Source organism: Pigmentiphaga sp. H8, assembly GCF_003854895.1.
Classification (GTDB): domain Bacteria; phylum Pseudomonadota; class Gammaproteobacteria; order Burkholderiales; family Burkholderiaceae_B; genus Pigmentiphaga.
In genome coordinates this window covers 5,231,811-5,255,508 of the sequence record NZ_CP033966.1, presented here as the reverse complement: position 1 = coordinate 5,255,508, position 23,698 = coordinate 5,231,811, and the positions used below count along the sequence as shown (strand labels likewise).

The 23,698-nt window shown below is 61.4% G+C and carries 26 protein-coding genes and 1 tRNA gene; 23 read left to right on the top strand and 4 right to left on the bottom strand.

All coding sequences use genetic code 11. The annotated features are described in order from the left end of the window. Positions 1-96 precede the first annotated feature (96 nt). From petA to EGT29_RS24715, 12 genes are all read left to right on the top strand, one after another. Positions 97-705 (top strand): ubiquinol-cytochrome c reductase iron-sulfur subunit, encoded by a 609-nt coding sequence (gene petA, locus EGT29_RS24770; RefSeq protein WP_124691492.1) that lies wholly within the window; start codon positions 97-99, stop codon positions 703-705. 128 nt (positions 706-833) lie between these two features. Further along, positions 834-2,219, top strand: coding sequence for a cytochrome bc complex cytochrome b subunit (locus EGT29_RS24765; RefSeq protein WP_124691491.1), 1,386 nt, complete (start codon positions 834-836; stop codon positions 2,217-2,219). 50 nt (positions 2,220-2,269) lie between these two features. Further along, a complete protein-coding gene (locus tag EGT29_RS24760) occupies positions 2,270-3,112 on the top strand; it encodes a cytochrome c1 (RefSeq protein WP_192901847.1) in 843 nt (280 codons plus the stop codon). A gap of 84 nt (positions 3,113-3,196) precedes the next feature. Then, complete coding sequence (locus tag EGT29_RS24755; RefSeq protein WP_124691489.1) at positions 3,197-3,808, top strand: glutathione S-transferase N-terminal domain-containing protein; 612 nt, start codon at positions 3,197-3,199, stop codon at positions 3,806-3,808. A gap of 94 nt (positions 3,809-3,902) precedes the next feature. After that, complete coding sequence (locus EGT29_RS24750; RefSeq protein WP_124691488.1) at positions 3,903-4,436, top strand: ClpXP protease specificity-enhancing factor; 534 nt, start codon at positions 3,903-3,905, stop codon at positions 4,434-4,436. Positions 4,437-4,575: 139 nt separating this feature from the next. Next, positions 4,576-5,493, top strand: a complete 918-nt coding sequence (locus EGT29_RS24745) for a TauD/TfdA family dioxygenase (RefSeq protein ID WP_161567965.1) — start codon at positions 4,576-4,578, stop codon at positions 5,491-5,493. A 5-nt stretch (positions 5,494-5,498) separates the two neighbouring features. After that, positions 5,499-6,533 (top strand): ABC transporter substrate-binding protein, encoded by a 1,035-nt coding sequence (locus EGT29_RS24740; protein WP_124691486.1) that lies wholly within the window; start codon positions 5,499-5,501, stop codon positions 6,531-6,533. Next, the gene (locus EGT29_RS24735) at positions 6,526-7,350 is read left to right on the top strand and encodes an ABC transporter permease (RefSeq protein ID WP_161567964.1); all 825 of its coding nucleotides are present in this window, start codon (positions 6,526-6,528) and stop codon (positions 7,348-7,350) included. Before EGT29_RS24740 ends, EGT29_RS24735 begins: the two co-directional genes overlap by 8 nt. Then, the gene (locus tag EGT29_RS24730; RefSeq protein WP_161567963.1) at positions 7,343-8,125 is read left to right on the top strand and encodes an ABC transporter ATP-binding protein; all 783 of its coding nucleotides are present in this window, start codon (positions 7,343-7,345) and stop codon (positions 8,123-8,125) included. The genes EGT29_RS24735 and EGT29_RS24730 overlap by 8 nt, the downstream gene beginning before the upstream one ends. Continuing rightward, positions 8,125-9,543 carry an MFS transporter gene (locus EGT29_RS24725; RefSeq protein WP_161567962.1) on the top strand — a complete coding sequence of 473 codons (1,419 nt, stop codon included), beginning with the start codon at positions 8,125-8,127 and terminating at the stop codon, positions 9,541-9,543. The genes EGT29_RS24730 and EGT29_RS24725 overlap by 1 nt, the downstream gene beginning before the upstream one ends. A gap of 19 nt (positions 9,544-9,562) precedes the next feature. Beyond that, complete coding sequence (locus tag EGT29_RS24720) at positions 9,563-10,378, top strand: sulfurtransferase (RefSeq protein ID WP_124691482.1); 816 nt, start codon at positions 9,563-9,565, stop codon at positions 10,376-10,378. Positions 10,379-10,411: 33 nt separating this feature from the next. Next, positions 10,412-10,487: transfer RNA gene (locus EGT29_RS24715), tRNA-Thr, on the top strand. A 14-nt stretch (positions 10,488-10,501) separates the two neighbouring features. Here the strand turns inward: EGT29_RS24715 and EGT29_RS24710 are convergent. Continuing rightward, on the bottom strand, positions 10,502-11,755 hold the full coding sequence (locus tag EGT29_RS24710) for a site-specific integrase (protein WP_124691481.1): 1,254 nt from the start codon (positions 11,753-11,755) through the stop codon (positions 10,502-10,504). Next, entirely contained in the window at positions 11,748-12,281 is a 534-nt protein-coding gene (locus EGT29_RS24705) for a hypothetical protein (protein ID WP_124691480.1), read from the bottom strand. The genes EGT29_RS24710 and EGT29_RS24705 overlap by 8 nt, the downstream gene beginning before the upstream one ends. 167 nt (positions 12,282-12,448) lie before the next feature. On the opposite strand from EGT29_RS24705, the gene EGT29_RS28955 reads away from it, so the two are divergent. From EGT29_RS28955 to EGT29_RS28550, 10 genes are all read left to right on the top strand, one after another. Further along, positions 12,449-12,682, top strand: a complete 234-nt coding sequence (locus EGT29_RS28955) for an AlpA family transcriptional regulator (protein ID WP_124691479.1) — start codon at positions 12,449-12,451, stop codon at positions 12,680-12,682. Positions 12,683-12,768: 86 nt separating this feature from the next. Continuing rightward, the gene (locus tag EGT29_RS24695; RefSeq protein WP_124691478.1) at positions 12,769-13,020 is read left to right on the top strand and encodes a hypothetical protein; all 252 of its coding nucleotides are present in this window, start codon (positions 12,769-12,771) and stop codon (positions 13,018-13,020) included. Beyond that, on the top strand, positions 13,013-13,231 hold the full coding sequence (locus EGT29_RS24690; RefSeq protein ID WP_124691477.1) for a hypothetical protein: 219 nt from the start codon (positions 13,013-13,015) through the stop codon (positions 13,229-13,231). Before EGT29_RS24695 ends, EGT29_RS24690 begins: the two co-directional genes overlap by 8 nt. Before the next feature lie 230 nt (positions 13,232-13,461). Beyond that, positions 13,462-14,049 carry a hypothetical protein gene (locus EGT29_RS24685; protein ID WP_124691476.1) on the top strand — a complete coding sequence of 196 codons (588 nt, stop codon included), beginning with the start codon at positions 13,462-13,464 and terminating at the stop codon, positions 14,047-14,049. Next, a complete protein-coding gene (locus EGT29_RS28605) occupies positions 14,018-14,638 on the top strand; it encodes a hypothetical protein (protein ID WP_192901776.1) in 621 nt (206 codons plus the stop codon). The genes EGT29_RS24685 and EGT29_RS28605 overlap by 32 nt, the downstream gene beginning before the upstream one ends. Positions 14,639-15,355: 717 nt before the next feature. Then, a complete protein-coding gene (locus EGT29_RS24675; protein ID WP_124691475.1) occupies positions 15,356-16,366 on the top strand; it encodes a hypothetical protein in 1,011 nt (336 codons plus the stop codon). A 1-nt stretch (position 16,367) separates the two neighbouring features. Beyond that, the gene (locus EGT29_RS24670) at positions 16,368-17,201 is read left to right on the top strand and encodes an HK97 family phage prohead protease (RefSeq protein WP_161567961.1); all 834 of its coding nucleotides are present in this window, start codon (positions 16,368-16,370) and stop codon (positions 17,199-17,201) included. After that, entirely contained in the window at positions 17,198-17,428 is a 231-nt protein-coding gene (locus EGT29_RS24665) for a hypothetical protein (RefSeq protein WP_124691473.1), read from the top strand. The genes EGT29_RS24670 and EGT29_RS24665 overlap by 4 nt, the downstream gene beginning before the upstream one ends. Positions 17,429-17,512: 84 nt before the next feature. Beyond that, on the top strand, positions 17,513-19,972 hold the full coding sequence (locus EGT29_RS24660) for a phage tail tape measure protein (protein ID WP_161567960.1): 2,460 nt from the start codon (positions 17,513-17,515) through the stop codon (positions 19,970-19,972). Positions 19,973-20,820: 848 nt separating this feature from the next. Then, positions 20,821-20,979, top strand: coding sequence for a hypothetical protein (locus EGT29_RS28550; RefSeq protein ID WP_161567959.1), 159 nt, complete (start codon positions 20,821-20,823; stop codon positions 20,977-20,979). Between the two features lie 111 nt (positions 20,980-21,090). On the opposite strand, the gene EGT29_RS24655 is transcribed toward EGT29_RS28550, so the two are convergent. Beyond that, on the bottom strand, positions 21,091-22,491 hold the full coding sequence (locus tag EGT29_RS24655) for a helix-turn-helix domain-containing protein (RefSeq protein ID WP_124691471.1): 1,401 nt from the start codon (positions 22,489-22,491) through the stop codon (positions 21,091-21,093). Between the two features lie 437 nt (positions 22,492-22,928). Here EGT29_RS24655 and EGT29_RS28545 point away from each other — a divergent pair, with 437 nt between their 5' ends. Beyond that, a complete protein-coding gene (locus EGT29_RS28545; protein ID WP_161567958.1) occupies positions 22,929-23,075 on the top strand; it encodes a hypothetical protein in 147 nt (48 codons plus the stop codon). Positions 23,076-23,225: 150 nt separating this feature from the next. On the opposite strand, the gene EGT29_RS24650 is transcribed toward EGT29_RS28545, so the two are convergent. Further along, a complete protein-coding gene (locus EGT29_RS24650) occupies positions 23,226-23,582 on the bottom strand; it encodes a hypothetical protein (protein ID WP_124691470.1) in 357 nt (118 codons plus the stop codon). Positions 23,583-23,698: the final 116 nt, after the last annotated feature.

The window sequence follows — 23,698 nt, the reverse complement described above, 5'->3', positions numbered from 1 at the left end:
GCGTTATACTCGAAGGTTACTATAAGGCGCCGGTCCGCCAAGAGCGCCAATCTGCTTTCAAGTGCTAAGAGAAGAAGTAATCTTGAGGGTCAATCAATGAGTCAGGACAAAGTGGTAGACGCCGACCGCCGGTTTTGGGTCGGAACCACCTGTGCTGTCGGGGGAGTCGCGGCTGTAGGCGTGGCCGTTCCTTTCGTCAGCACGTTCGCCCCGTCCGAACGGGCGAAGGCGGCGGGTGCTCCGGTGGAAGTCGAAATTGGAGACATGCAGCCGGGTGAAATGCGCACCGTCGAGTGGCGCGGCAAACCGGTCTGGATCATCCGCCGTACGCCCGAGCAGCTTGCCACGCTGAAGGAAGTCGACGCCCAGCTCGCCGACCCGAATTCCGAGCGCAATCCGAACGAAATCACGCCCGAGTACGCGCGCAACGAGTACCGCTCGATCAAGCCCGAGTACCTCGTCGCCGTCGGCATCTGCCCGCACCTCGGGTGCTCGCCCACCGCCCGGTTCGCCACCGGGCCCCAGCCCAGCCTGCCGGCCGATTGGCACGGCGGCTTCCTGTGCCCCTGCCACGGGTCGACCTTCGACATGGCCGGACGGGTGTACAAGAACAAGCCGTCGCCCGACAACCTGACGATTCCTCCCTACGAGTTCCTGTCCGACACCAAGATCGTGGTCGGTGTCGACAAGAACAACAAGGCCTGACCGTCAGTCATTCGCAGCGGGGGAGGCGATAGCCGCGTCCTCCTGTCAAACGTAGCCATAGAAACACGTCGGCGTTGCGGCACCAAGCAGCGCAGCGCCGAACCCGCCGAGCAAAAGGAGCAGCAGCCATGGCTGGCGAGAAGAATGTCGAGACAACTGGCCTTCTGGGCTGGATCGACGCCCGCTTTCCGCTCACCTCGACCTGGAAAGCGCACCTGTCCGAGTACTACGCACCGAAGAACTTCAATTTCTGGTATTTCTTCGGCTCGCTGGCGCTCCTGGTGCTGGTCATCCAGATCGTGACCGGGATTTTCCTGGTCATGCACTACAAGCCCGACGCCGAACGCGCGTTCCAGTCGGTCGAATACATCATGCGGGAAGTGCCGTGGGGCTGGCTCGTCCGGTACATGCACTCCACCGGCGCCTCGATGTTCTTCGTCGTGGTGTACCTGCACATGCTGCGCGGGCTGTTCTACGGCTCGTACCGCAAGCCGCGCGAACTGGTCTGGATCTTCGGCGTGGCGATTTTCCTGTGCCTGATGGCCGAAGCCTTCATGGGCTACCTGCTGCCCTGGGGCCAGATGTCCTACTGGGGCGCCCAGGTCATCGTGAACCTGTTCTCGGCCATCCCGTTCGTCGGCCCCGACCTGGCGATCCTGATCCGCGGCGACTACGTCGTCTCGGACGCGACCCTGAACCGCTTCTTCTCGTTCCACGTCATCGCCGTACCGCTGGTGCTGCTGGGCCTGGTCGTCGCGCACGTCATCGCGCTGCACGAAGTCGGCTCCAACAACCCCGACGGCGTCGAGATCAAGGCCAAGAAGGACGCCAACGGCATCCCGCTCGACGGCATTCCGTTCCATCCCTACTACTCCGTGCATGACCTGTTCGGCGTGGCCATCTTCCTGATGATCTTCAGCGCGATCGTGTTCTTCGCGCCGGAGATGGGCGGCTACTTCCTGGAATACAACAACTTCATCCCGGCCGACCCGCTGAAGACCCCGCCGCACATCGCGCCGGTCTGGTACTTCACGCCGTTCTACTCGATGCTGCGTGCCTGCACCGACGACTTCACCTGGGTGCTGGCGTTCGCCGCGGTCGCGGCGGCGGTGTGGTTCCTGCTCAAGAGCCGTGTCAGTGGCGTCGCCAAGATCGCCATCGTCGTGGTGCTGCTGGCCATTGCCGTCCTGCTGCGCGTCTGGGACGCCAAGTTCTGGGGCGTGCTGACGATGGGCGGCGCGGTGGTCATCCTGTTCTTCCTGCCCTGGCTCGACCATTCGCCCGTCAAGTCCATCCGCTATCGTCCGGGCTGGCACAAGTGGATCTACGGCATCTTCATCGTCAACTTCCTGGTGCTGGGCTACCTGGGCACGCAGGCGCCCACCGAGGTCTTCAACCTGATGTCGCAGATCGGTACGGTCCTCTACCTGGGCTTCTTCCTGTTGATGCCGTTCTGGAGCCGGCTCGGCACGTTCAAGCCTGTGCCCGAACGCGTCACTTTCTCCGCCCACTGAGGATGTTCACCGGGCCGGCGGCGGTTGCGCCGGCCTGACAGACTACGGATATCACGATGAAGAAGCTGCTCGGTCTACTGATTCTGATGCTGGCCTGCACTGGGGTGCAGGCAGCCGAAGGCGGGTATCACCTGGAGAAGGCGCCTACGCGCCTGAACGACCTGCCTGCCCTGCAAAACGGGGCCAAACTGTTCGTCAACTATTGCCTCAACTGCCATGCCGCTTCGGCCATGCGGTACAATCGGCTCAAGGACATCGGCCTGACCGACGAACAGATCAAGGACAACCTCCTGTTCTCGGACGGTAAAGTCGGCGACATGATGACCGTTGCCATGAGCGCCAAAGAGGCGAAGGAATGGTTCGGCGCCGCGCCTCCCGACCTGTCGGTCATTGCCCGGGCGAAATCCGTCAACGCCGGACCGTCGGGCGCCGATTACCTCTACACCTACCTGCGTACGTTCTACCGCGACGATACCCGGCCCACGGGCTGGAACAACCTGGTCTTTCCCAGTGTGGGCATGCCCCATGTGCTGTGGGAGCGCCAGGGTCCGCGCGAACTCACCACCGTCGCCATGCACCGGGGCGAAGGCGAACACGGTTGGGAGCGTGTCACGACGACTTACGACGTGAACGGCGCTGCTACCGTCAAGCATGAGCCGGTCGCCGACTACCACGGCCACGAAACGATGGAAACGCGTTTCACGGCCAAGGATCCGGCCCGGGTGCAGGCGTACGACAACGACGTGGCCGATCTGGTCGCGTTCATGTCGTGGATGGCCGAGCCCGTGCAGCAGCATCGCGTGCGACTGGGGGTGTGGGTGCTGATTTTCCTGGCTTTCTTCACGGTCATCACCTGGCGCCTGAACGCCGTGTACTGGAAGGACGTCAAGTAGTTCTCGAACTACCTGTCCGGGGCCAGCATCCTTTTGGATGGCTGGCCCTTTAACGTTTTTACATACCCTCTCGGAGGCCCCGCCATGATGGTGCTTTACTCCGGAACCACGTGTCCGTTCTCCCAACGCTGCCGTTTCGTGTTGTTCGAAAAGGGCATGGATTTCGAAATCCGCGACGTCGACCTCTACAACAAACCCGAGGACATCGCCGTCATGAACCCGTACGGCCAGGTGCCCATCCTGGTCGAGCGCGATCTGGTGCTGTACGAGTCGAACATCATCAACGAGTACATCGACGAGCGCTTCCCGCATCCGCAGCTGATGCCCGCCGATCCGGTGATGCGCGCCCGTGCGCGGCTGTTCCTGTTCAATTTCGAGAAGGAACTGTTCTTGCACGTCGGCACGCTGGAGGCCCGGGAAAGCCGCGCCGACGAGAAGGCGCTCGAGCAGGCGCGCCAGCAGATCCGCGACCGCCTTTCGCAGCTCGCGCCTATCTTCCTGAAAAACAAGTTTATGCTTGGCGAAGAGTTCTCGATGCTGGACGTGGCGATCGCACCGCTGCTCTGGCGCCTGGACCACTATGGCATCGAGCTGCCGAAGAACGCCGCCCCGTTGCAGAAGTATGCCGAGCGCATCTTCTCGCGGCCGGCGTACATCGAGGCGCTGACGCCGTCCGAAAAGGTCATGCGCCGCTGATGCGCAGCGCACGGATCATCCGCCGGCCCCGTGGGGCGGCCCTTATTGTCCGGGCCGCCCGCCAGCCGCGGCATGCCGCGCGAGGGATGCAACCATGAGTGAAATCTCCACCAAGCCTTACCTGATCCGCGCACTGCACGAGTGGTGCACCGACAACGGCTATACGCCCCACCTGGCGGTAACCGTCGACGAGCGGGTGGTGGTGCCGCGCGAGCATGTCAAGAACGGCGAGATCGTCCTGAACGTCGGCAGGCTGGCTACCCACAAGCTGCAACTGGGCAACGAGTTCATCGAGTTCCAGGCGCGCTTCGGCGGCGTGGCGCGGCAGATTTCCGTTCCGGTGGATGCGGTCACGGCCATCTACGCGCGCGAGACCGGACATGGCATGGCTTTCGAGGCCGGACCGTCCGCGGCGGCGGGCACGGGCGTCGCGCCAGACAGCCCGGTGGTCGACGATGCGGCCGCCGCCGAGCCGCAAGAGAACGTGTCGGCGCCTCGTCCGCAACTGTCCGCCGTGCCGGCGGGCGAAACGCCGTCGGCCTCGTCCGACGAGGGTCCGGAGGATACGGATCCCGCGCCTTCGGGCGGCCCCGATCGCGGCCGGCCGAAGCTGACCGTCATCAAGTAAGTCCTTCCCCGAGCCGGCGGGGCAACTGCCCCGCCCGCGCTCTCCCGCTTTCACGCGACGCATAACGAAACTCGGAAACATTCGTTAGCGGGCGCGGCGGCCGTCGTTATTCTGGTTCTCTTTCGCGAGACGAATGACGATGAACGCATTGCTCAAACCGCTGCATCGGCCCGCGGACACCGAGCTGCACCAGCCCCGCATCCTCGACCCCGAGCTTTATCGCTACGACGAGACGCGCCTGGGCGAAATCCGCATCCAGCCCTATTCCCCCATCGTGGGCGGCCTGGTCCAGGGATTCCGCTTCCAGCCCGAGGTCCGGACACCGGACGAAATCCAGGCCTTCCTTTACCGCTCCCTGCTGGAGTACGGTTTCCTGTCGTTCGAGCCGGGATCGGTCGCGGCGGGTGACTTCGAACAGTTCGCGGCACTGTTCGGCGCGCCCCGGTTCGCCGGCAATCCGCAGGCGCCGCGCGTGGGCGGCGAGGCCAACGCCATCGACTCGGCGCGCAAGAAGACGCGCACCAACTACATCTGGCACATCGACCAGGCCTATCGCGAGCGTCCGCAGAAATTCACGGCCCTGTACGCCGTGCAAGCGCCTCGGCACGGGGGCGGGACGCTGTTCTCGAATGCCACGGCGGCCTACCGGCTGCTCGACCCGCGCTTCGCGGCCTATCTGGACACGCTGACCATTCTGCACAACGCCGACCAGATGGGGCTGGTGTCCATGTCCTACGGCGATCCGGAGCGGCTGGCCCAGGCGCGGCTCGACACGCCGCCGCTGGAGGTACCGCTGGTGCGGGTGCATCCGGAAACCGGCGCCCGCCAGCTTTTCGCCTGCGAACTCTATGCGCAGCGGGTGCTGGGCGTGCCCCGGCTGGTCAGCGACCATCTGCTGGGCATCGTGTTCGAGTTCATCAAGTCGCCCGAAGTCTGCACCGAGTATCGCTGGGAGACCGGCGCGGCGCTGATCTGGGACAACCGCATCGTCCAGCATCGGGGCATCTTCAACTACGCGGGACAAGGCCGCGTGCTGCATCGCGCGGTGCTGGATTGATAGCCATGAAAAACCTGAAAGAGCTGTTCCGCAGGGCCGGCACCACGCTGGCCGTGGGGCTGGCGTTGAACGCCACGGTATCCGCCGCCCAGGCGGCCGAGCCGCTGCCCAAGCTGGCGGTCACGGTGTTTTCGCCGCCTTCGCAAAGCATATGGATACCGGTGCTGATCCAGCGGCTGGGGCTGGACCGCAAGCACGGGTTCGAACTGACCGTTACGCCCAAGCCTTCCAACGTAGCCTATACCGATTTCGCCACGGGCCGGGACCCGGTCTGCTTCTGCGCCGCGATCGCCGCGGTCAGCCGCTTCAAGCAGCAGGGCGCCGATTTCACGTTGTTGTGGAATATCTTCAACTTCGAGTCCGACATCGTCATCCGCGATCCCGCGATCACGGACGTCAAGCAGCTCCAGGGCAAGGTGGTGCAAACCGACACCATCACGGGAAGCTGGGCGTTGTCGAAGTGGTTCCTGCAGGCCCGGGGCGTGGACCTGGGCAAGGTCACGATCAAGTCCTCGAGCGCGCGCGGCGCAGCCGGGCTGGCCGAGTTGCAGCTCGGGCGCGTCGACGCGCTGCTGGTCAATCCCACCGAGGGCGCCGCCGCGGTCGCGCAGGGCAAGGGGGCGCTGCACGCACTGCCGGTGTTCGACAAGGCCGTCTGGCAGAAGGCATCGGGCACGGATTTCGTGCCGTCCATCACGCTGGGCGTGGCGTCGCCGTGGATCGCCCAGGCCTCCAACCAGGCGTTGATCCGCAAGTTCTACGCGGCCAACCGGGAAGCGGCGGAGTTCATCCGGCAAAAGCCGGCCGAAGCCGCCCGCCTCGTGTCCAAGGACGCGCAGGTCGAGGTGGGCGCGCTGCAAGGCGTGCTGGAGCGTTATCGCGACCTGACCCGTATCGAGCCCCTGCGCCGGCACATCAAGACGGTGGCGTTGCTGACCCAGAAGCTGCTGCCCGAGGGCGGCCAGTTGCCGCGCCCGCTGACGGATGCGGAACTCGATTCGCTGGTGTCGGCCTTCGACGTGGAAGGAAGGAATGAATAGCCTCGCGGATCCTGACACGGCGGCGCGGCGGCGCGGCGCGGGACTGCCGTCCTGGCCGGCCGTGCCGTGGGAAGGTGCGCTGGCCATTGCATTGATGCTGGGGGCGTGGGAATGGGCGTCGCATCATTCGACCCCCATGTTCTTTCCCTCGCTGTCGCAAATAGCGGCCACCGCGGGCGACCTGTTGGCCTCGCCCGAAGGCTGGTCCGCCATCGCCATCACCTACGGGCGCATCTGGGCGTACCTGCTGGCGTCGTTCCTGGTGTCGTCCCTGCTTGGCGCGGCCGTGGCCGGCAACGTCCACGTCGAGCGCTTCCTGGTGCCGCTGGTCGAGCTCAAGCAGGGCATTCCGTCCCTGTGCTGGGTCATCTTCGCCATCCTCTGGTTCCGCGACGCCGAGGCGCGCATCGCCTTCGTCGTGGTCACGTCGGCGCTGCCCGCGTTCTTCTACCAGGCCCGCGACGCCCTGCGCGGCATCCCACGCGACTGGGTGGACCTGGTGCAGTCCATGCGGCCCACGCCGTGGCAGCGGGCGCGCATCCTGTGGTGGCCGGCGGTCCTGCCGTCGCTGCTGACGGTGTGGCGGATCAATATCGGCAATGCCACTCGCGTCACCATCATGGCCGAGCTGCTGGGCGGAATCACCGGCATCGGCCACCAGTTGCGCGTGTCGCAGGAGATGTTCCGCATGGACCAGACCATCGTCTGGACGGCCGTGCTGGTGGCTTTCGTCATCCTGAGCAATCAGGCGCTGAGCGGCTTCGAACGCCGTTTCCTGTCGTATCGCGGCCATGACGGAGTACGCAGCCATGCCTGACGCCATCGCATTCGCCCAGGTCGAGAAACGGTTCGGCAAGGGCCACGCGCCGGCCATCGCCGACCTGAGTTTTTCCGTGTCCCCCGGCGAACACGTCTGCATCGTTGGCCGCACGGGCTGCGGCAAGTCGACCGCGGTCAACCTGATCCTGGGTCTGTCTCAGGCCTCGGGCGGCCGGGTGCGGGTGCTGGGGGTCGATCCCCTGCGCGACTTCACCCGCCTGCGTGGCCGGATAGGCTGCGTGTTCCAGACCGATCGCCTGCTGCCGTGGCGCACGGCGCTCGACAACGTGCTGGTGCCGCTGGAGATCCTGCGCACCCGTTCGCCGGACACCGAGGCGCAGGCCATCGAACTGCTGCACAAGGTCGGCCTGGCCGGCCACGAGCAGGCCTATCCCCAGCAACTGTCGGGCGGCATGCGCCAGCGGGTGGCGCTGGCGCGGGCGCTGATCACCCAGCCCGAGGTCATGATCGCCGACGAGGCCTTCGGCGCGCTGGACGAGGTAACCGCCGCCGCACTGCGCGGCGACTTCCAGCGCATCGCCAAGGCGCATGGGCAGACCGTGCTGCAGATCACGCATTCGCTGGACGAGGCGTTGTCCATGGCCGACCGGGTGCTGGTGTTCGACCGACCGGGACGGGTGGTGGGTGAATTCCCGCGCGCGCAATGGGAAACGCCAGCGCAGCGGCAGGCGGTCCGGCAGGCGCTGCGCGCGCTGATCGCGGGCGAGGCCGAGGCGGATGCCGATGCGGCCGGCGTACGCCGGGCGGCCTGATGCCTCCCGCAGCCACCGCGGCGGCCGCGCCGCCCGAGCGCCTGTCGCCGCAGACCCGGCGCACCGCATGGATCGTCTCGTCCATCTTCTTCGTCGAACAGCTCGACGCCACCAGCGTGGCGTCGGCGCTGCCCGCCATGGCGGCGGACCTGGGCTCGGATACGGTCACGCTCAGTGCGACCATTACCGCCTATCTGCTTGGGCTGACCGTCCTGATTCCGCTCAGCGGCAGGCTGGCCGAACGCCACGGCGACAAGCGGGTGTTCGCCGGCGCGATCTGGCTGTTCCTGGCCAGTTCCATCGCCTGCGGCTTCGCGCCCAACGCCCTGGTCCTGATCGCGCTGCGCTTCGTGCAAGGCATGGCGGGCGCCCTGATGGCGCCCGTGGGCCGGCTGATCGTGCTGCGCACCGCCGCTAGGCACGAACTGGTCGAGGCGATGGCGCTGGTGATCCTGCTGGCCATGATCGCACCCATGGTCGGACCGTTCCTGGGCGGCCTGCTGACGACCTACGTGGGATGGCGCTGGATCTTCTGGATCAACGTGCCGCTGTGCCTGGGCGCGCTATGGCTGGTCCGGCGCTTCCTGCCCGCCACCGAAGGCCGGGGTGGGGGCGCGTTCGACCTGCGCGGCACCCTGCTGAGCGGCATCGGCTTCGCCTGCCTGATGTGGGGGCTGATGGCGCTGGCCGAGGCCCAGGTCCGGACCGGGCCGGCCGTGGCGGCGCTGGCGGCCGGCGTGCTGCTGGTGGCGGCCTATGTGCGGCACGCGCGGCGCACGGCCGAACCCGTGCTGGCCCTGGACCTGCTGGCGCTGCGCAGCTTTCGCGATGCGATGGCGGGCGGCTCGGTGTTTCGCATCGCTGTGGGCGGCGTGCCCTTCCTGCTGCCCGTGACCTTGCAGCAGCGCGACGGCTACAGCCCGCTCGAGGCGGGGCTGGTCGTGCTGATCCCGGCCGTGGGAGGCTTCGCGATGAAGTTCTTCAGCGGCAAGATCCTGCGCCGGACCGGATATCGCAAGGGGTTGTTCCTGCATGGCGCGCTGGCGGCGGGCTGCCTGGCGGCCGCGGGGTGGGTGCCGCCGCGCGAGGCCATGGCCGTGTACGCGGCGATGCTATTCGGCTTCGGCTGGGCGCGCTCGTTGCAGATGAACGCCTACGGCACGCTAGCCTATGCCGACGTGGCGCGGCCTCGGCTGGCCGCCGCCACCAGCTTCTTTTTGGCCATCCAGAACCTGACCGTGGCCATGGGCGTGGCCGCGGCCGCGCTGCTGCTCAAAAGCGGAGCCGCGGCCGGCTTGGGCGATACCACCTATTCCTGGGTCTACCTCGGCCTGGGCGCCGTCGCCCTGGCCAGCGCGGCCATGACGCTAGCGATGCCGCCGTCGGCCGGCCGGGACCTTCTCCAAACCAAACGCTGATCCTTCACAAGGAACCCTCATGAGCGCGATTCTTCCTGCTTCCGGTACGCATTCCCCCTTCATTTCCGCCGAAAATCTGGCGGCGGCCCTGGCTTCCGGAAACGTGGCCGTGGTCTATGTCGCACCCGATGCGGGCCCGGCGCCGGCCGAACTCGTTCCAGGATCCATCGAGACCGCGCTGCCCACGCACTACGCCGAGCCCGGCGATCCCGGCCTCGGCCGCCTGCCGTTGCCGACACCGGAAGCGGTCCGCCGCTGGACAGCCGAGGCCGGCCTGAGTGCGGATGGCGACATCGTCGTCTATGACGCCGCCAACGGCTCGGCCGCCGCGCGCGCGTGGTGGGTGCTGACCTGGGCCGGACTGCCTCGTGTCCGCATCCTGGATGGCGGCCTGGCAGGCTGGGCCGCCCGTGGCGGCGACGCGGCGCCGTCGCCCGGGCAGGTGACCCCGCCTGAGCTGTCTCCCATCGAAACCGACGCTATCGTCGCCGATCTTCCGGGATATCGCCTGTTTGATGCCCGAACAGCCGCGGCCTATGCGGGCGACGGCAAGCAGCAGTCCCACCTGCCTGGCGCGATCAGCAGCCCCGCCGGCATCTGGCAGGATGCGAACGGCCGCCTGCTGCCCTTCGCCCAGCGCCAGGCCCTGGCGCGCAAGCTCGGCCTGCTCGACGACGACGAGCGGCCGGTGGTGGCCTATTGCGGGTCGGGCGTGGCGGCGGCGTACTGGATCGCCGCCGTGCAGGACCTGGGCGTGAAGGCGTCTCTGTACGCGGGCTCGTGGAGCGCCTGGTCCAGCGATCCGGCGCGGCTGGCCGTCGCGGCCCCGGCGTGACGGACATCGATTTCCATTACAATCCCGCCTTCTGCCGGTGTAGCTCAGTTGGTAGAGCAGCTCACTTGTAATGAGAAGGTCGAGGGTTCGATTCCTTTCACCGGCACCAGAGATATCAAGCGCTTAGGCCGATTCCTGTGGGGTCGGCCTTTTGCTTTTGTGTAGTTTCCGTGTAATCGTGCCAGAGATGCGGCTTTCCAGCTTGTCCATTGCGGACTGTATGTGGTCGCCGTCTTGGTGGGCATAGTGAGCCACCATGGCGAGTGTTTTGTGGCCGCTCACGCGCTGCACGGTGGGAAGGTCTACGCCGGCCTGAACGAGATGGGAGACCGCGGTATGGCGGAGGGTGTGCCGGACTACTTGCCGGGGGTCCAGGCCTGCCCTAGCTACCGACTCGCGAAAGGGCTTCTCGATGGCCACCGTATGGCCTGATTTCGAGCCCCTGGGGCTAGGAAAGAGCCATGGGGTGTCACTTGGCACCGACTGCTCCAGGTAGGTGCGTAGAAACGCGGTCAGGGCGGCCGTAATGGGCTGCTCCCGCGCCCCGGCCTTCGCCTTGGGGATGAAGATCATGCGGCGGTCTAAGTCGATGTGTTCCTTCCGGATCCGCAGGATCTCGCCCTTACGCATGCTGGTTGAAACCGCGATCAGGACGAACGGGTAGAGCTGGGGGTTATCCGAATCCTTTGCGGCATCAAGAAATTTCCGAGCTTGGGGGACGGTCAGGTAAACAATGCGCCTCCCGCCGGCATTGATCTTCTCGATCTTGGGCCGCGCCGTCGTGATCCACCCTTGCTCCGTTGCGATCGAGAACAGGTGAGAAAGCGTGGCCAGCTCCCGGTTTACCGTCCCCGGTGACGTGGTCCGGCCTTCGGTGCGCGGCTTCCGGTCCTTGCTGCGTTGATCGCCCCCGGCCTGCACAACCTCCTGGAGCCGCTGAGCCTTATAGCGCCCAATATCGTCGCTCGTGATCTTGGACAGTGGTCTGTCGCCAAAGAACGGCGTTAGATGCAGTAGCAGCGCGCTTTTCTTGGCCGGGACGTCCTTGCCTCCAGACGCTCTCAGCACCTCGATGTATTTGCCGGCCGCAGCATGGAAGGAAAGGGCCACCTTGCGCCCCTTGGGCAGCGCCAGACGGTCATGGCGGGCGTCTGTCCGGGCCTTCTCGATGAACTGTTCGGCTTGGGTGCGGGTAACACCGTCTGACTCGCGTCCAAGCACCCGATGGATGCGCTGGCCGTCCACCATGATGTTGACGCTATAGACCCCATCTCCATTGGCCAGCCGTTGGAACTCGATGCCGTGTTCCATGACCTTCTTGCCGGGCGCCAGCTCTCGGAGCCTGCGGCGGTCCAGCTTGGTGAAGGTCTTAACCATCCTTCTTGGCCGCTTCTAGCTCGGCCTTCAATTTCTTCAGGTTATCGATGATCTCCTGAAATTTCGCGATGCGGCGCTCTATGTTGGACGACGTGGGAGGGTTCTCGAGAAAAACTTCCATGACGACATCTGGATCGATGTTCTCTTCGATAGCCCGGGTGAAGATGTCCCAATTTTCGTCTACGAAATCACTTTGCTGACCACTTTGCTGTGCGGCGTTAGTTCCGAGCCCCGCTGCTGCAAGCGCCTTGTTGATCAAGTCGATGAGCCGTTGCTCATCGTAGGTCAAAAGGGCCGGGTAGAGCTGGACTAGCTTTGCCAGGCGGTCCCCTGGGCGAATCTTCCATAGCAGGCCGGCTTCTTCAGCAACCGTCGTTTTATCGGAGATGTGGACTTGTTTGAAGGATTCTTCGACCGCCCATTCGACGAAATTGGTAACTGTGCGGCGTTGAATCCGTGCGCACAAGTCCAGCAGGTACTTCGTTTTTGGGTCAAAACGGATCGCCACCTGCTCGGTACGGGCCATGCCTTTTCCACCCTTCTTCCGCTCCGTTGCCATTGCATTCCTTTGATATGGTCAAGCAAATGGTACCAAAAAAAGACGATGCTAGACATTGACCGCGATCGTTGGCGTAGATAGAATGCTTATCGCTATGTTTTGCTACCGTTTCACATTTATCTATCGGAAGGCCAATGATCGATACTCCTGAAGTCATCGTGCACCCAAACGGGTGCCTCAATCGGCGCAATGCTGCGAAGTATCTGGGCCTCACGGCCGGAACATTATCCCGCTGGGCCAGCGAAGGGACAGGTCCCAAATTCATAAAGAGGGGCCGAGCCTGGTACCGCAAGGAGGATCTGGACGCCTGGCTGGACGCCGGCGAAGTGACGAGTGCGGCGCAGGCTCGCGCACGCGGGGCGCGGTAATGGCGCCCCAAAAGGAAAGCCCCACCCAGCGCTGGAACGCTGATGGGGCCGAAAACGCAGTGTCCCCTACGAAAGGAACCTACGCCGTGAATCCTATCACACCTTCCCCCAATCAAGCCTATAACGCGCCTGATCCTGACTTTGAAGCAGGGCGCGCAGCTGCCTTGGTCTGGTTCGGCCAAGCCTTCAAATCGATGGGTGCGTACCGCGATGCCGCTCGCTGCGCGCTGGTGCGCAACATCGAGAACGAATCGGAAGCGGCCGCGGCTTCCTGCCTCTTCAACGAAGGCTTTGCCAAAGGCATTGCCGACGCGATTGCGGGGGTGCGTCATGGCTAAGGTTGAGGTGTCTTCCTCCAGCGATCGATCGAAGATTCAAGCCAAGGCGGCGCAGCTCTCGGCGCTCATGTCGTTGATTCACGATGCATCCTTGGAAGATTTCGTGAGCTTGGCTGAAAGCGATCGGGTCAATATTCTGTGGCTGGCTTCTGACCTCGCTTGGGAGATCAACCAGCAGATCAACGACCTGGAGAAAGACCATGTGGATTGACGCTAAGACGATTACTGCGCCCGATAGGGGGCCGACGTTGAACGAGACCATTGCCCGCTTGGCATGGGAGATTGAACAGCCCAACGGCCATCCGCTAGTGCTGTACATGCCCCTTATTCGGGCCATTGGGCGCCGGCTGTACGGGCCCCATAGCGGCCCCCAAGAGGAGCGGGTCATGCGTCTTCTCTCGGAGGCTGGCGGGGAAGGTGGTATGGGCATGGAGGTGCGCCATGGGTAACACTGCACAGATCCGCCTTTCTGACAGAGAGGACTCATCGCATCCGATCGCGCTCACGACGCCCGACGAGCTGGTCATTTGCATCAATCCCCATCGAACGGGCTTCGCGGAATTCGTTGGCACCCGTGCCATGCTGGAGGCCGAAGGCGTTCTGCCGGAAAAAGTCATCTGGCCAGATGGCTTCGATGGCAAGTGCTGGAATGACGGTCAGTTTCGGTACTGGCTGCGGCGGCAACGCCCGAAGGGCGCCAAAGGGCCTCGAAAGGCTTTCCAGGGCGTCGACTGGTGGATGTTGAGATGGGAACCAGTTAACGGTCCGGATTTTCGCGAGCGAGAGCTGGCCGAGAAGAAAAAAGAGCTGGAAGACATGATTTACCTGAGGAGTCCGGCGGGCATTCGGGAAAGCGGCATTGCGTCGGAGCGGTACTGGGCAGCCGTCGATGACAAAAAATTCCAGGCGTTCAAGACCTGCATTCCTGGGTGGGTGAAGCCACGTCGCGGCCGGAACACCCCGAGTTCTGACGGCGGCGATAGCGAAGGAGTGACGGGTGGCGAAGTCGCATTCAAAGCGCCCCGCTGACCCGCGAGGAGGGCACGCCAGGATCTACTGGGAGCTGATTGACTCCCACGCCTGGCGTGCCCTCGCGCACTCCTCCCAGGCCCTGTACCTGCTCCTACGGAGGAAGCTCCAGGCCACCAACAACGGCAATATCAGTGCGACGCTGGGTGACCTGCGCCACTACGGATGGACGGCTTCGGCGACGTTGGCCAAGGCCCTGCGCGAGTTGCAGGCCGCCGGCTTCATCTCCGTGACACGCCAGGGAGGCATAGCCTGGGGCAAGCAGGTGTGCAGCCTGTATCGGTTCACAGACGAACCCGTGTTCGAGCAGCCGGCCATAGGCATCCAGAAGATGGGCGCAACGAACGAATGGCGTCGGTTCGAGAAGTTGGTGGAGGCCTCCCAGGCGATAGAAAACGCACATGAAGCTGCCAGGGCTCAGGCCGGAAAAAACAAGTCAGGCCTTCAGAAGTTGAAGCACCCCGCTTCAGAAATTGAAGCGCAAACCGGATTTAACGCTTCAGAAATTGAAGTAGATGGCCCCCAGCTACTTCAGAAATTGAAGCAGGGGAAAAACATCAAATCGACCGGAGAGGCGCATGGTTATTAGCTTTCCCACCATTGGTGGAAAATTCCGCCAATGTGCCTCACTGCTTCAATTTCTGAAGTCCTTTACATACTGCCATCCCTGCCGCGTTCTGGGGGTGGGTTGCAGCCTGCCATTTGAGGGCAAATCCATGGTCCAGGGAGGATGGGACCCCGGGCGCCGCTCGCGCGCACTTGGCGCTTGGCGCCGGTCCTGCGCTTGGCGCAGTGGTGCGGGTGGTGCGCATGGCTGAATCCCATTCGCCATGTAGAGGGCTTCCGATCGCTGGCGCGGCCTCTGCGCTGGGTGTTCGCCAGGGGACACTGCGGAGATGGGTAAGGGAGGGCTGCCCGACAGTTCGCCGGGGGCGTCGAGGTCGCGGGTGCTCGGTCCTTGTCGATGTCGATGTTGTTCGGCGGTGGAGGCAGGCCAACGCGCACGATGCCATCATCCTGGATCTCGCGAACGCGCTCCCCGGCGTATTGGCAGAAGCTGCCCGGGAGGCATGGTGCCAAGTCGAAGGCAGCGACAAGCGTCGGATGGCTGGCGCTATGGCTGCCACGTGGTACGTGATGTCGTGTCATGTGCTGGATCACCTGAGAGCTAAGTGCCCGACGGTTCCAGAAATTTCCGGGGGCCTCCCCGAATCAATTGAGCGGCTTCGGAAAATCGCACGAGATTGATCGATTTTTGTGGGTTTTGCCATGATGGTTCGACTTGTTTAGAAAAGGAACCATCGCCATGGACGCTCTTGAATTTGCAGCCCTGAGTAGAGCACGCTCAGCTCTGGACACGATGGCCCAGTCCTTCGTTGGCCGCGATATCAATCAACAGTCCAAAGCCTTTGTGGACATGGCTATGGCCATGTTTCTGAATAATGACCGAGCTTCCTCGGTCGCAGCGTTGAAACAGCACGTCAATAGCTTGGTTAGCAAGGCAGCGGCCCACGCCGTTCTCGAACCGGACCTATGGAACGGTGAGGATGTCGCCCAGCTGATGGCTTCCTACCTGGCCAGCATTGCCGAGATTTCGATACTGGATCAACTGAAGAAATATGCCCGTGTCCTACCGCGCTACGTTTCTCGCGTGATGTCCGCTTCGGATGCGGTGGGCAATGTCGTGGCGGAGGGTGATCCGAAACCTGTTAGGAACCTGAATTTGTCGCTGGGAAACATGACGACGACAAAATCCGCCGCGGTTCTCGTCATGACGCAAGAGCTGGCAATGGCTGGTGGTGCAGAGGCGCGTCGCATGTTTGAAGCGGAATTGTCCAAGGCTGTCTCCCGGGCAACAAACCGGGCACTGCTGAGCAATCTGGTCGACTCGAACGCGGTGACTATTGGTGGTACCGGTGACCCGTTGGACGACCTGCGGGCAGGGTTGCGAGCCGCCGAGCCGTCCTATGGGTACGTGGTCTCTATGCCCGCGGGTGATGTGTTGGATCTGTCCACCCGCGTGGAGAATCGTGGCGGCATGGGGGTGCGTGGCGGCACATTTGTTCCGGGAGTGGAAGTGGTCGCCATCGACGACGCCACAGCAATGCAGATTATTCCGGCATCGCGAATAGCACTGCTGGATTACGGCCTCCAGCTTCGATCCGCTGAGCACGCAACGCTAGACATGCGTGACACCCCGGAATCTCCTGCGGAGGCGGTCAGCCTATGGCAAACCAACAGCTTGGGTTTGCTGATCGAGCGCGAGTGGCATATCGCCTCCGCAGTGGATGTGGTGCTTGTGGAGAGCGGGAGCTGATATGTTGACCGGTCATCAAACGTATCTCGCCATAAAAGCACTTCAACGGGAGGACGGCCGTTGGATCGAAGGATGGGCGACCACAGGTAGAGAAGATCGCGTGGGCGACGTGGTTGTGCCGGATGGTGCCCTCTATTCCTTGCCGTTGCCGCTGCTTTTCGCCCACAAACACGATCAGCCCATTGGATCGGTCGTCCGCGCGGAGGTTACCAAGGCCGGGATCCGCATCCGAGCAAAGCTGACCGAGGGAGTCGCGCGGGCCGAGGAGGTCTGGAAGTTGCTCCAGGACGGTGCTCTGACTGCGGTTTCTATCGGGTTCCAGGCCCTCAAGTATTCGGCATTGCCCAATGGAGGCACTCGCTTTGACAAATGGGAATGGCATGAGCTGTCCGTGGTGTCTGTGCCTGCGAACCCAGACGCTCGCGTTTCGGTCGCAAAGTGCGTGGTGGTGCCGGCGGGATCTCCTCGGATTGAGGAAATTCCCACGGCAACCCGACTGGCGAGCGGAAGTATCAAGCTGCTGGACCATCGTGCAGAGATTAAGCGTGTCACGACAACGCAGGGTGCCATTGACGTCAAGCTCTTCGCCGGGATGCTGGCCGATGTCGTTTTCAGTCATACCGAGCCGCTAAGGAAGCGCATAGCAGAGTTGGAGGCAAGACCAGCTCTTTCGTTTCAAGGCGAATGGCAATCGGCCCTTCCCTATAAGCCTGGTGCAATCGTTCGCCATGGTCGAGGTGCGTATGTGGCGCTGCGTGCTATCGAGCCTGGTAAGTGTCCGCCCGCTAGAAATGGCGGCGGCTGGGAAAGAATCTTCAGGGAAGAAGAGAAATGAGCACTGTTGCACTTAGCGCAAGCTTCATCCGTGAAGCCTCGGAACAAATCGTTCTGCACCAATGGCAAGCCCATGCACTTCCAGCCCTCGCGCAGATATTTAGCCCCATGCGTGAGAAAGATATCAACAAGATGACCGAGATCTTTGTTAGATCGGAAGCGTTCAGACTGGCTGTCGATGCGGTCATGCAGCAGATCGAGGCTCATTCATCCGGCCGTGTGCATTGAAGTGCAGAAGGAGGCGATATGACTAGATCCTTGGGGACTCTAACGCTGAACTTGATCGCAAAGACAGGCGGATTTTCGCGGGGAATGACCGAGGCCGAACGCATCGCTGATCGGAAGTCGCGTGAAATTGCTAAGAAGCAGAAGCAACGCGCCAAAGAGATCGAAGATGCATGGAAGGGAATCAGCCGGGCGCTCTCATTGGCGTTTGCTGGATTCACTGCGGGAGCTGCGATACAGAAGGTCGTCCAAGAGACCCGCAACTTCCAGAATGAGCAAGCTCAGCTCGCAGCAGTGTTGCGGTCCACGGGAAATGCCGCGGGATTCACCCAGCGAGAATTGAACAAGATGGCCTCCGAAATGGAGGGGAAGAGCATCTTCAGTGCTGGGGAGGTCAACCAAGCCCAGGCTCGCCTTCTGTCATACAGCAACATTGTCGGCGAGCAATTCCCGCAAGCCATGCAAGCGGCCATCGATATGGCGGCGCGCCTGGGAATGGATGTCAGTTCCGCGGCAGAGACTGTTGGACGTGCGCTCGACTCTCCTAAGGAAGGTCTCACTGCGCTTCAGCGTCAGGGGTTTCGCTTTTCTAAAGATCAGGAGGCGCTTGTTGAGCGGTTACAGGAAACAGGCAAGACCGCCGAAGCGCAGGCGATTGTCCTGCAAGCGCTGGAGTCATCATATGGTGGTGCAGCGGCCGCCGCACGCGATACGCTTGGTGGAGCGATCACCGGATTGCAGAACCAACTGAACTCGTTGCTGACCGGTGAGGGCGGAAGCTTTGATGAGGCAACCCGCGCGATCAATCGGCTGACTGCACAACTTGGTTCTCCCGAAGTGCAGGCAGTCTTCGCGGAATTTACAGGCTGGGTCGCGGGCTTGGCCGCAAGCTTCGTTCACCTGATCGCGAACATGGCCGAGTTCAAGGCATCATCCAACAAGCTTGGGATTGTCCTGGGAACCGACGCACTATCAAAGCAGCAGGAGCAGGTTAAGTCGTTTGGCCGTGAGCTGGAGAACCTCACCAATCGTGCGGTGACGATGGCCAGTGACCTGGAACATGTCCAGAAAGGGCTTTCCACGATTTCCCTCGATCAGATTACGGATCCCGACTTGCGGCGCATGCGTGAGGGATACGACAGGATCCGAGGGATGATCACGGATGTGCAGCGGCGCGCCAAGGCAGCGAACACCGATTTGAGAAAGATGATTGGTGCTGTGGTTGAAGGCGATACTGACCCTGCTTCCTTCTATCAGATGGACTCCAGAATCGACAAGCGCTCGGGCAATGCAATCGACGCCGCTGGAGAGGCTGAGAGGAAAAGAAGGGCAGAGGAAGCGGCCAAGCTAGCGAAACAGCAACAGGCGCAAGCTCAGCAGTACCTCAAGAATCTTGAGGAGCAGGTTGTAAAGGCACAAAATTTGACAGCCTATGAAAGGCTGGCTTACGACATCAAGCAAATGAATGTGTCCCTTACTGGTGAGCAACTTGATAAGGCCCAAGGGCTTGCCACCGCCATTGATATGGCTGCTGAAAGGGACGAGGCAAGACGACTCGTACTGAACTTGCAGAACGCCGAGCTGTCGGCCCAACGAGATTTGTTGTTGCAGATGACTGGCTATCAGCAGGCGCTGGCCGCCTATGGCATGAGCGACCGGGCCGCGGCGGATATGCAGGGGCGGCTGCAAATCATGCAGCACTACGCCGCCCGCATCCAGGAGCTTGAAGACCAGCAACGCCAGACGCTCTCACTGAACAATGATCCGAGCAAGATAGAAGGAATCCGCAAGCAGTACGAAGATCAGATCGCCATCCAGCAGGAGTACCAGGCGAGGGCACTAGAGGAGTACGACCGGTACATCCAGGCTCGCAACCAGAAGGAGGGGAGTTGGCAGGATGGGGCAATTAAAGGATTGCAGAACTATCTGGCTGAGTCACAGAATGTTTATAGCCAGACCCGACAAATGGTCGACCGTGCCTTTGGCGGCATGGAGGATGCGCTGGTGGACTTGGTAATGACCGGCAAGGCCGACTTCAAATCGCTGGCCGCTTCTATCATCAGCGATCTCGTCCGCATGGCGATTCAAGCCACCATTACAAAAGCTGTGATGGCGTTTCTTGGGTTCTCCGAGGGTGGCCCTGTGCCGTCGACATCAGGCGGCCCGCTGTCCTGGTTTGGATTCGCTGAAGGCGGCTACACAGGCGCTGGTGGCAAGCAGGAGCCCGCAGGCATCGTTCACGCTGGTGAATACGTTATTAATGCGGACGCCACCCGGAAGCTAGGTCTTGGCTACCTAAATGCGCTGAATAGCTATACGGGCGCCGGAGCGGTAGGTGGCTTGCCGCCTGCCGCTACCAGGAGGCCCCCGGAGGTCGAGCCCGGCGTGATTGTGAACATCCACAATGCGCCGCCAGGGACCACGGCTAGCAGCAGACTGGAAGATGAATCCTTCGTGATCGACGTGGTGGTGTCCGACATCGCAAGTGAAGGCCGAATCTCGAAGTCTGGGAAGCAGGCGTTTGGCTGGAAGAGGCACGGAAGATGAGTATGGGGGGTAGGAAAAAAATCCGATCCCCTCTTCTCCCGGAAACCGCGCCCCACCTCACGCGCAGAAAATTTCCTCTTTTAACAGGCTTGTTAAATCGGCTTGTTAAAGGGTTGACCCCCACCGCTGGTGGAAGTGACTCTCACCCCTGCTCGTTCCGCTCGAGCCATGTGCCCACCATAGATCACTTATAAATCAAGCACTTAGAAGGAAATCCAGCCCTGCAAGGCCCACCCAAAATTCCGCCCAAACAGGCATCGAGGAGGGGGTAGCGTTTCGCGACCCCCTCTGAAAAATTGACCGGCGCAGGTTGTTAAATTTAACAAGGTGCCGCCGCATTTCTTGCAGGATGTGGAGGCGGTTCTCCAAGGGCATGCCCAGAACTGGGCACACCCCCCCCAGTGGCCGCCCTGGGTAGTGCGAGATCCGCATCAGTCCGGATGGTTCATCTCTGATCCATCCACCAACGGTGGTGGGAGGGTCGATACAGGAATTCCTATATCGGTTCACGCCGACACGTAAGGCCACCGTGAACCACGGTGGCCTGCGGTGCGGGGTGGCGTGTAATTCCTGTGTAATCGTGCCGTTAAAACAAGTAAAAATTCAGCATCAAATGGCTGTTGTTGCAATCCCGCGAACGGCTGGAAATCCGCATGATTGCTAGGTTTGATATAGAACGCGGAAGTTCAACAACTGTGGCGCAGCGTTCTTGTAATGAGAAGGTCGAGGGTTCGATTCCTTTCACCGGCACCAGTTTTTAGTCTCAGGTCGTATCCGGAAGTCTACGAAACCCGCACTAGCGTTGGGCGCTGATCCAGGCTGCTACTCTGCCAAAGGGAGCATGCAGGGTGGAAGACAAGCAGGGCGAGCTCGAGAGGCTGCAAGCTGAAGCCCTGGCGCTGGAGTACGCCGAAGAAGAGGAAATCGAGCGACTGGAAACTATGGGAGAAGCTGTATATCGACGAGCGGATATGGACCCGCGAGCGATTCTCGGGTTCTCCGCCTGATCTGGTGGCACGACAGTCTGCGATTTGTTCGCTGTCGTGCACTATGCTTGCTCGCGGTAGGTGAGTGGACAGCCCGTTGGTCATTTGACGACGGGCTTTTGTTCCGTTGGGCTATCCCTTCAGAGATCTATTGAAAAGATCTCTGACTTCCGATTCGAATACGTCCGAGTTTATTTGCGCGCCGTCGAACGTACTGAATAGGCCGCCTAGTGGCCCAACCAAAGTGGGACCTATCGACTCGAGTGCGGTGTCGATGGGGACGGTAAGTTGAGTCATATGGACATCGTCTATAGCAGTGCCGCCTGGTGGTAGAAAGCGCCAAGGGTTGGCCCAGGCAGTAAGCTCCCGTCCACGTAATCCGCTCCATTGAAACGCGAAATGCAGCTTCGTGTTTTCACGCCTGTACTGCATTGCTTTAGCGAAGGCAAGTCCGACTGCGATGGCCTCCGCGCAGCGAATTATCGGCAATGCAAAATCAAAGATTGTGCCTGGCTTTACACGATCAGGGGCTCGGTCTTCTTGTAGCGCCCGTCGCTGGAAGAACTGTCCGGTCGGATCGTAAATCATGAAGTCTGATGCATCGCCTTGACCAAAACCGCCATATAAACCCTCGTAACGGTTGTTGACGACGTGCGGTCGATGAGGGCTGACTAGCGGAACGACCCATACAGGCCATCCCGTATAGTCCGGATTCTGCGATTCGATAAGACGAAGGAATTCTGTAGTGGAGTGCCATTCCTTAGCTCTTTCGCCTTCGATAATGAGCGCAGTATCCCACCAACCGTGGTTGGTTATGTCTATGCCGCGCTCATCAATTAATGCGGCAAATCGCTTGGCGCCTTTCTCGAGTAACTCAATTAGTTGTTTCCGGTAATCCACGGCTGGCGTCGGCTTAGCGCTCGCGAGCAGGGGCGCGAGAGCTGATAGGTCTATGGACGTAAGGTGGCGTCGTACAAATCGCCCTATGTCCGCTTCGCGGTTGTCGAAACAGCGATCGAATAGGTCGCGCCAGTCGTTCCACCCGGCTTTTGATGTTCCCACCACGTGGCTGCTGCTTAGCGTCCTTACAAAAACGTCGCCTATCGCGATCAGCGTGCCGCCGCCGGAGTTTGACAACTGCTTCTTCGCAGCGACCGGGAATTGCACCCCACTCGAGACAGACAGGCCCGTGCAAAGAACCCCGTCGACTTCAACGAAATCTACAGTCACTTCGAACGGCGCTGAAGCGTATCTATTTACGAGTGCACTGACAGCGTCTGCGTTGAATTTAGCACGCACTGAGTCGGCATCCCAACCGGCTGGATAAGGCGCAGGGCGCTTTGTCATGTCATCGATTCCGATGATTAGAGTGCCTCCATTTTGGTTTCGAAGAGCCATGCAGGTTCTGACAATTTTGTCCTGGCCAGAGGGTTCGCTAGGATCGATCCAAGATTTGAATTCGGTGTTGAGCGTCTCGGAAGCGCTTTCAATTAGCACACGAAGTTCATCTGCGGTAGGCATCTCGCTTTCCATTTCTCTCGTAATGGGCGGTAACGTAGGGTGCTATTCGCGCGTAGTCAAGAAAGTCGTTGAATTTAATGATATTGGGAAGGACTGCGCGTGTTTGTGCGGGTGGATGTGGGCTACTCCGTAAGCGCAATCTGCGGTATGTCTGGCGGTAATACAACGCTGCACCTGCAAGAAGGCTCTCTCGCCAATGGCGTGGCGGCTACTGGGTGACGTGCTGCTGACGCCGGCAGGCGCGCGCGGTCGCTCAATCGCTGCTCGCCGCCGAGGACAATGCGGGCGGCCCTGCCATTCGCCTGTACAAGCCTAGGTCGCATCGGTACAAGCCTTCCTGACTAGCGTCTGTAACTGCTCTACGTACCCCGGGTTGTCCGACTACGCGCGCTCTGCTCGTTCGTAGCATCGTGGTGCGAGTGCATGTTAATAGTGAGCAACCGCGCCGCATGATGGTCGACACTGCGCACGGTATTGATGTGGTGGACGAGACAGACGTAGAGGGCAAACTGGCGCTGACCGCCAATCGGAGTACCATGCAGCGCAAGCAGCTCAGGCTCCTGGGCCTCAACGTGGTGTCCCATGCCGCGGCTTAATACTTGGCGCGTCGTTCGGCTCGACACTGCATTGCAGCGCCCCGCAACGTTAGGGCCGGATCTTGATGCACTAGCAACCAGCGTAGGGCGGTCCTCGGTTGACGGCGCATGCAAGAAAGCTTGCCAGCCAGCCGACAGCGGGCTTTTTCGTCACGTGGCCTTTGCGTTTCGAGCAGTCTTTTCGTACTTCTGGCGCAGCTCTTCATATTCATCTGGGCTGATTTGGACGCCATCTGGAGTTTGATTTCTGACGAAGTAGCCCCGAGCTTCCGTTTCACTGTAGCGCGGCACGTCGAATATTTGATATGGCGTTATCCTGACATCATGGACCCATCGCCCGTTACTAAGGCGATTGTCAGCTCGGGTGATTTCGATTTCCGTTGAAAAATACCAGCCGGTGGTTCGTTGCGCCTTTCCTCGTCCATGGATTTGGGCGTGGCAGCGCGGCTCGGACAACATTCGGTAGACTGTTTGCCGGGCTTCGTCGTGAAAGTACAAATAGTTCAAATTTTTCTCCCTTGGTGGCGTAAGTGCTGCTCAGACGCTAGTCAATAGAGGCGGGTCTTTCTATTCAAGTGGCGATTTTCCATGCGCATATCACCGTAGCGAAGAAGGCCATCATG

Coding starts and splice junctions, on each gene's coding strand:
- EGT29_RS24755 (WP_124691489.1), top strand. CDS start 3,197: ATGATGGTGCTTTACTCCGGAACCACGTGTCCGTTCTCCCAACGCTGC.
- EGT29_RS24685 (WP_124691476.1), top strand. CDS start 13,462: ATGGGTAACACTGCACAGATCCGCCTTTCTGACAGAGAGGACTCATCG.
- EGT29_RS24725 (WP_161567962.1), top strand. CDS start 8,125: ATGCCTCCCGCAGCCACCGCGGCGGCCGCGCCGCCCGAGCGCCTGTCG.
- EGT29_RS24720 (WP_124691482.1), top strand. CDS start 9,563: ATGAGCGCGATTCTTCCTGCTTCCGGTACGCATTCCCCCTTCATTTCC.
- EGT29_RS28955 (WP_124691479.1), top strand. CDS start 12,449: ATGATCGATACTCCTGAAGTCATCGTGCACCCAAACGGGTGCCTCAAT.
- EGT29_RS24745 (WP_161567965.1), top strand. CDS start 4,576: ATGAACGCATTGCTCAAACCGCTGCATCGGCCCGCGGACACCGAGCTG.
- EGT29_RS28545 (WP_161567958.1), top strand. CDS start 22,929: ATGATGGTCGACACTGCGCACGGTATTGATGTGGTGGACGAGACAGAC.
- EGT29_RS24705 (WP_124691480.1), bottom strand. CDS start 12,281: ATGGCCCGTACCGAGCAGGTGGCGATCCGTTTTGACCCAAAAACGAAG.
- petA (WP_124691492.1), top strand. CDS start 97: ATGAGTCAGGACAAAGTGGTAGACGCCGACCGCCGGTTTTGGGTCGGA.
- EGT29_RS24740 (WP_124691486.1), top strand. CDS start 5,499: ATGAAAAACCTGAAAGAGCTGTTCCGCAGGGCCGGCACCACGCTGGCC.
- EGT29_RS24675 (WP_124691475.1), top strand. CDS start 15,356: ATGGACGCTCTTGAATTTGCAGCCCTGAGTAGAGCACGCTCAGCTCTG.
- EGT29_RS24690 (WP_124691477.1), top strand. CDS start 13,013: ATGGCTAAGGTTGAGGTGTCTTCCTCCAGCGATCGATCGAAGATTCAA.
- EGT29_RS24665 (WP_124691473.1), top strand. CDS start 17,198: ATGAGCACTGTTGCACTTAGCGCAAGCTTCATCCGTGAAGCCTCGGAA.
- EGT29_RS24765 (WP_124691491.1), top strand. CDS start 834: ATGGCTGGCGAGAAGAATGTCGAGACAACTGGCCTTCTGGGCTGGATC.
- EGT29_RS24750 (WP_124691488.1), top strand. CDS start 3,903: ATGAGTGAAATCTCCACCAAGCCTTACCTGATCCGCGCACTGCACGAG.
- EGT29_RS24735 (WP_161567964.1), top strand. CDS start 6,526: ATGAATAGCCTCGCGGATCCTGACACGGCGGCGCGGCGGCGCGGCGCG.
- EGT29_RS24670 (WP_161567961.1), top strand. CDS start 16,368: ATGTTGACCGGTCATCAAACGTATCTCGCCATAAAAGCACTTCAACGG.
- EGT29_RS24710 (WP_124691481.1), bottom strand. CDS start 11,755: ATGGTTAAGACCTTCACCAAGCTGGACCGCCGCAGGCTCCGAGAGCTG.
- EGT29_RS24660 (WP_161567960.1), top strand. CDS start 17,513: ATGACCGAGGCCGAACGCATCGCTGATCGGAAGTCGCGTGAAATTGCT.
- EGT29_RS24655 (WP_124691471.1), bottom strand. CDS start 22,491: ATGGAAAGCGAGATGCCTACCGCAGATGAACTTCGTGTGCTAATTGAA.
- EGT29_RS24730 (WP_161567963.1), top strand. CDS start 7,343: ATGCCTGACGCCATCGCATTCGCCCAGGTCGAGAAACGGTTCGGCAAG.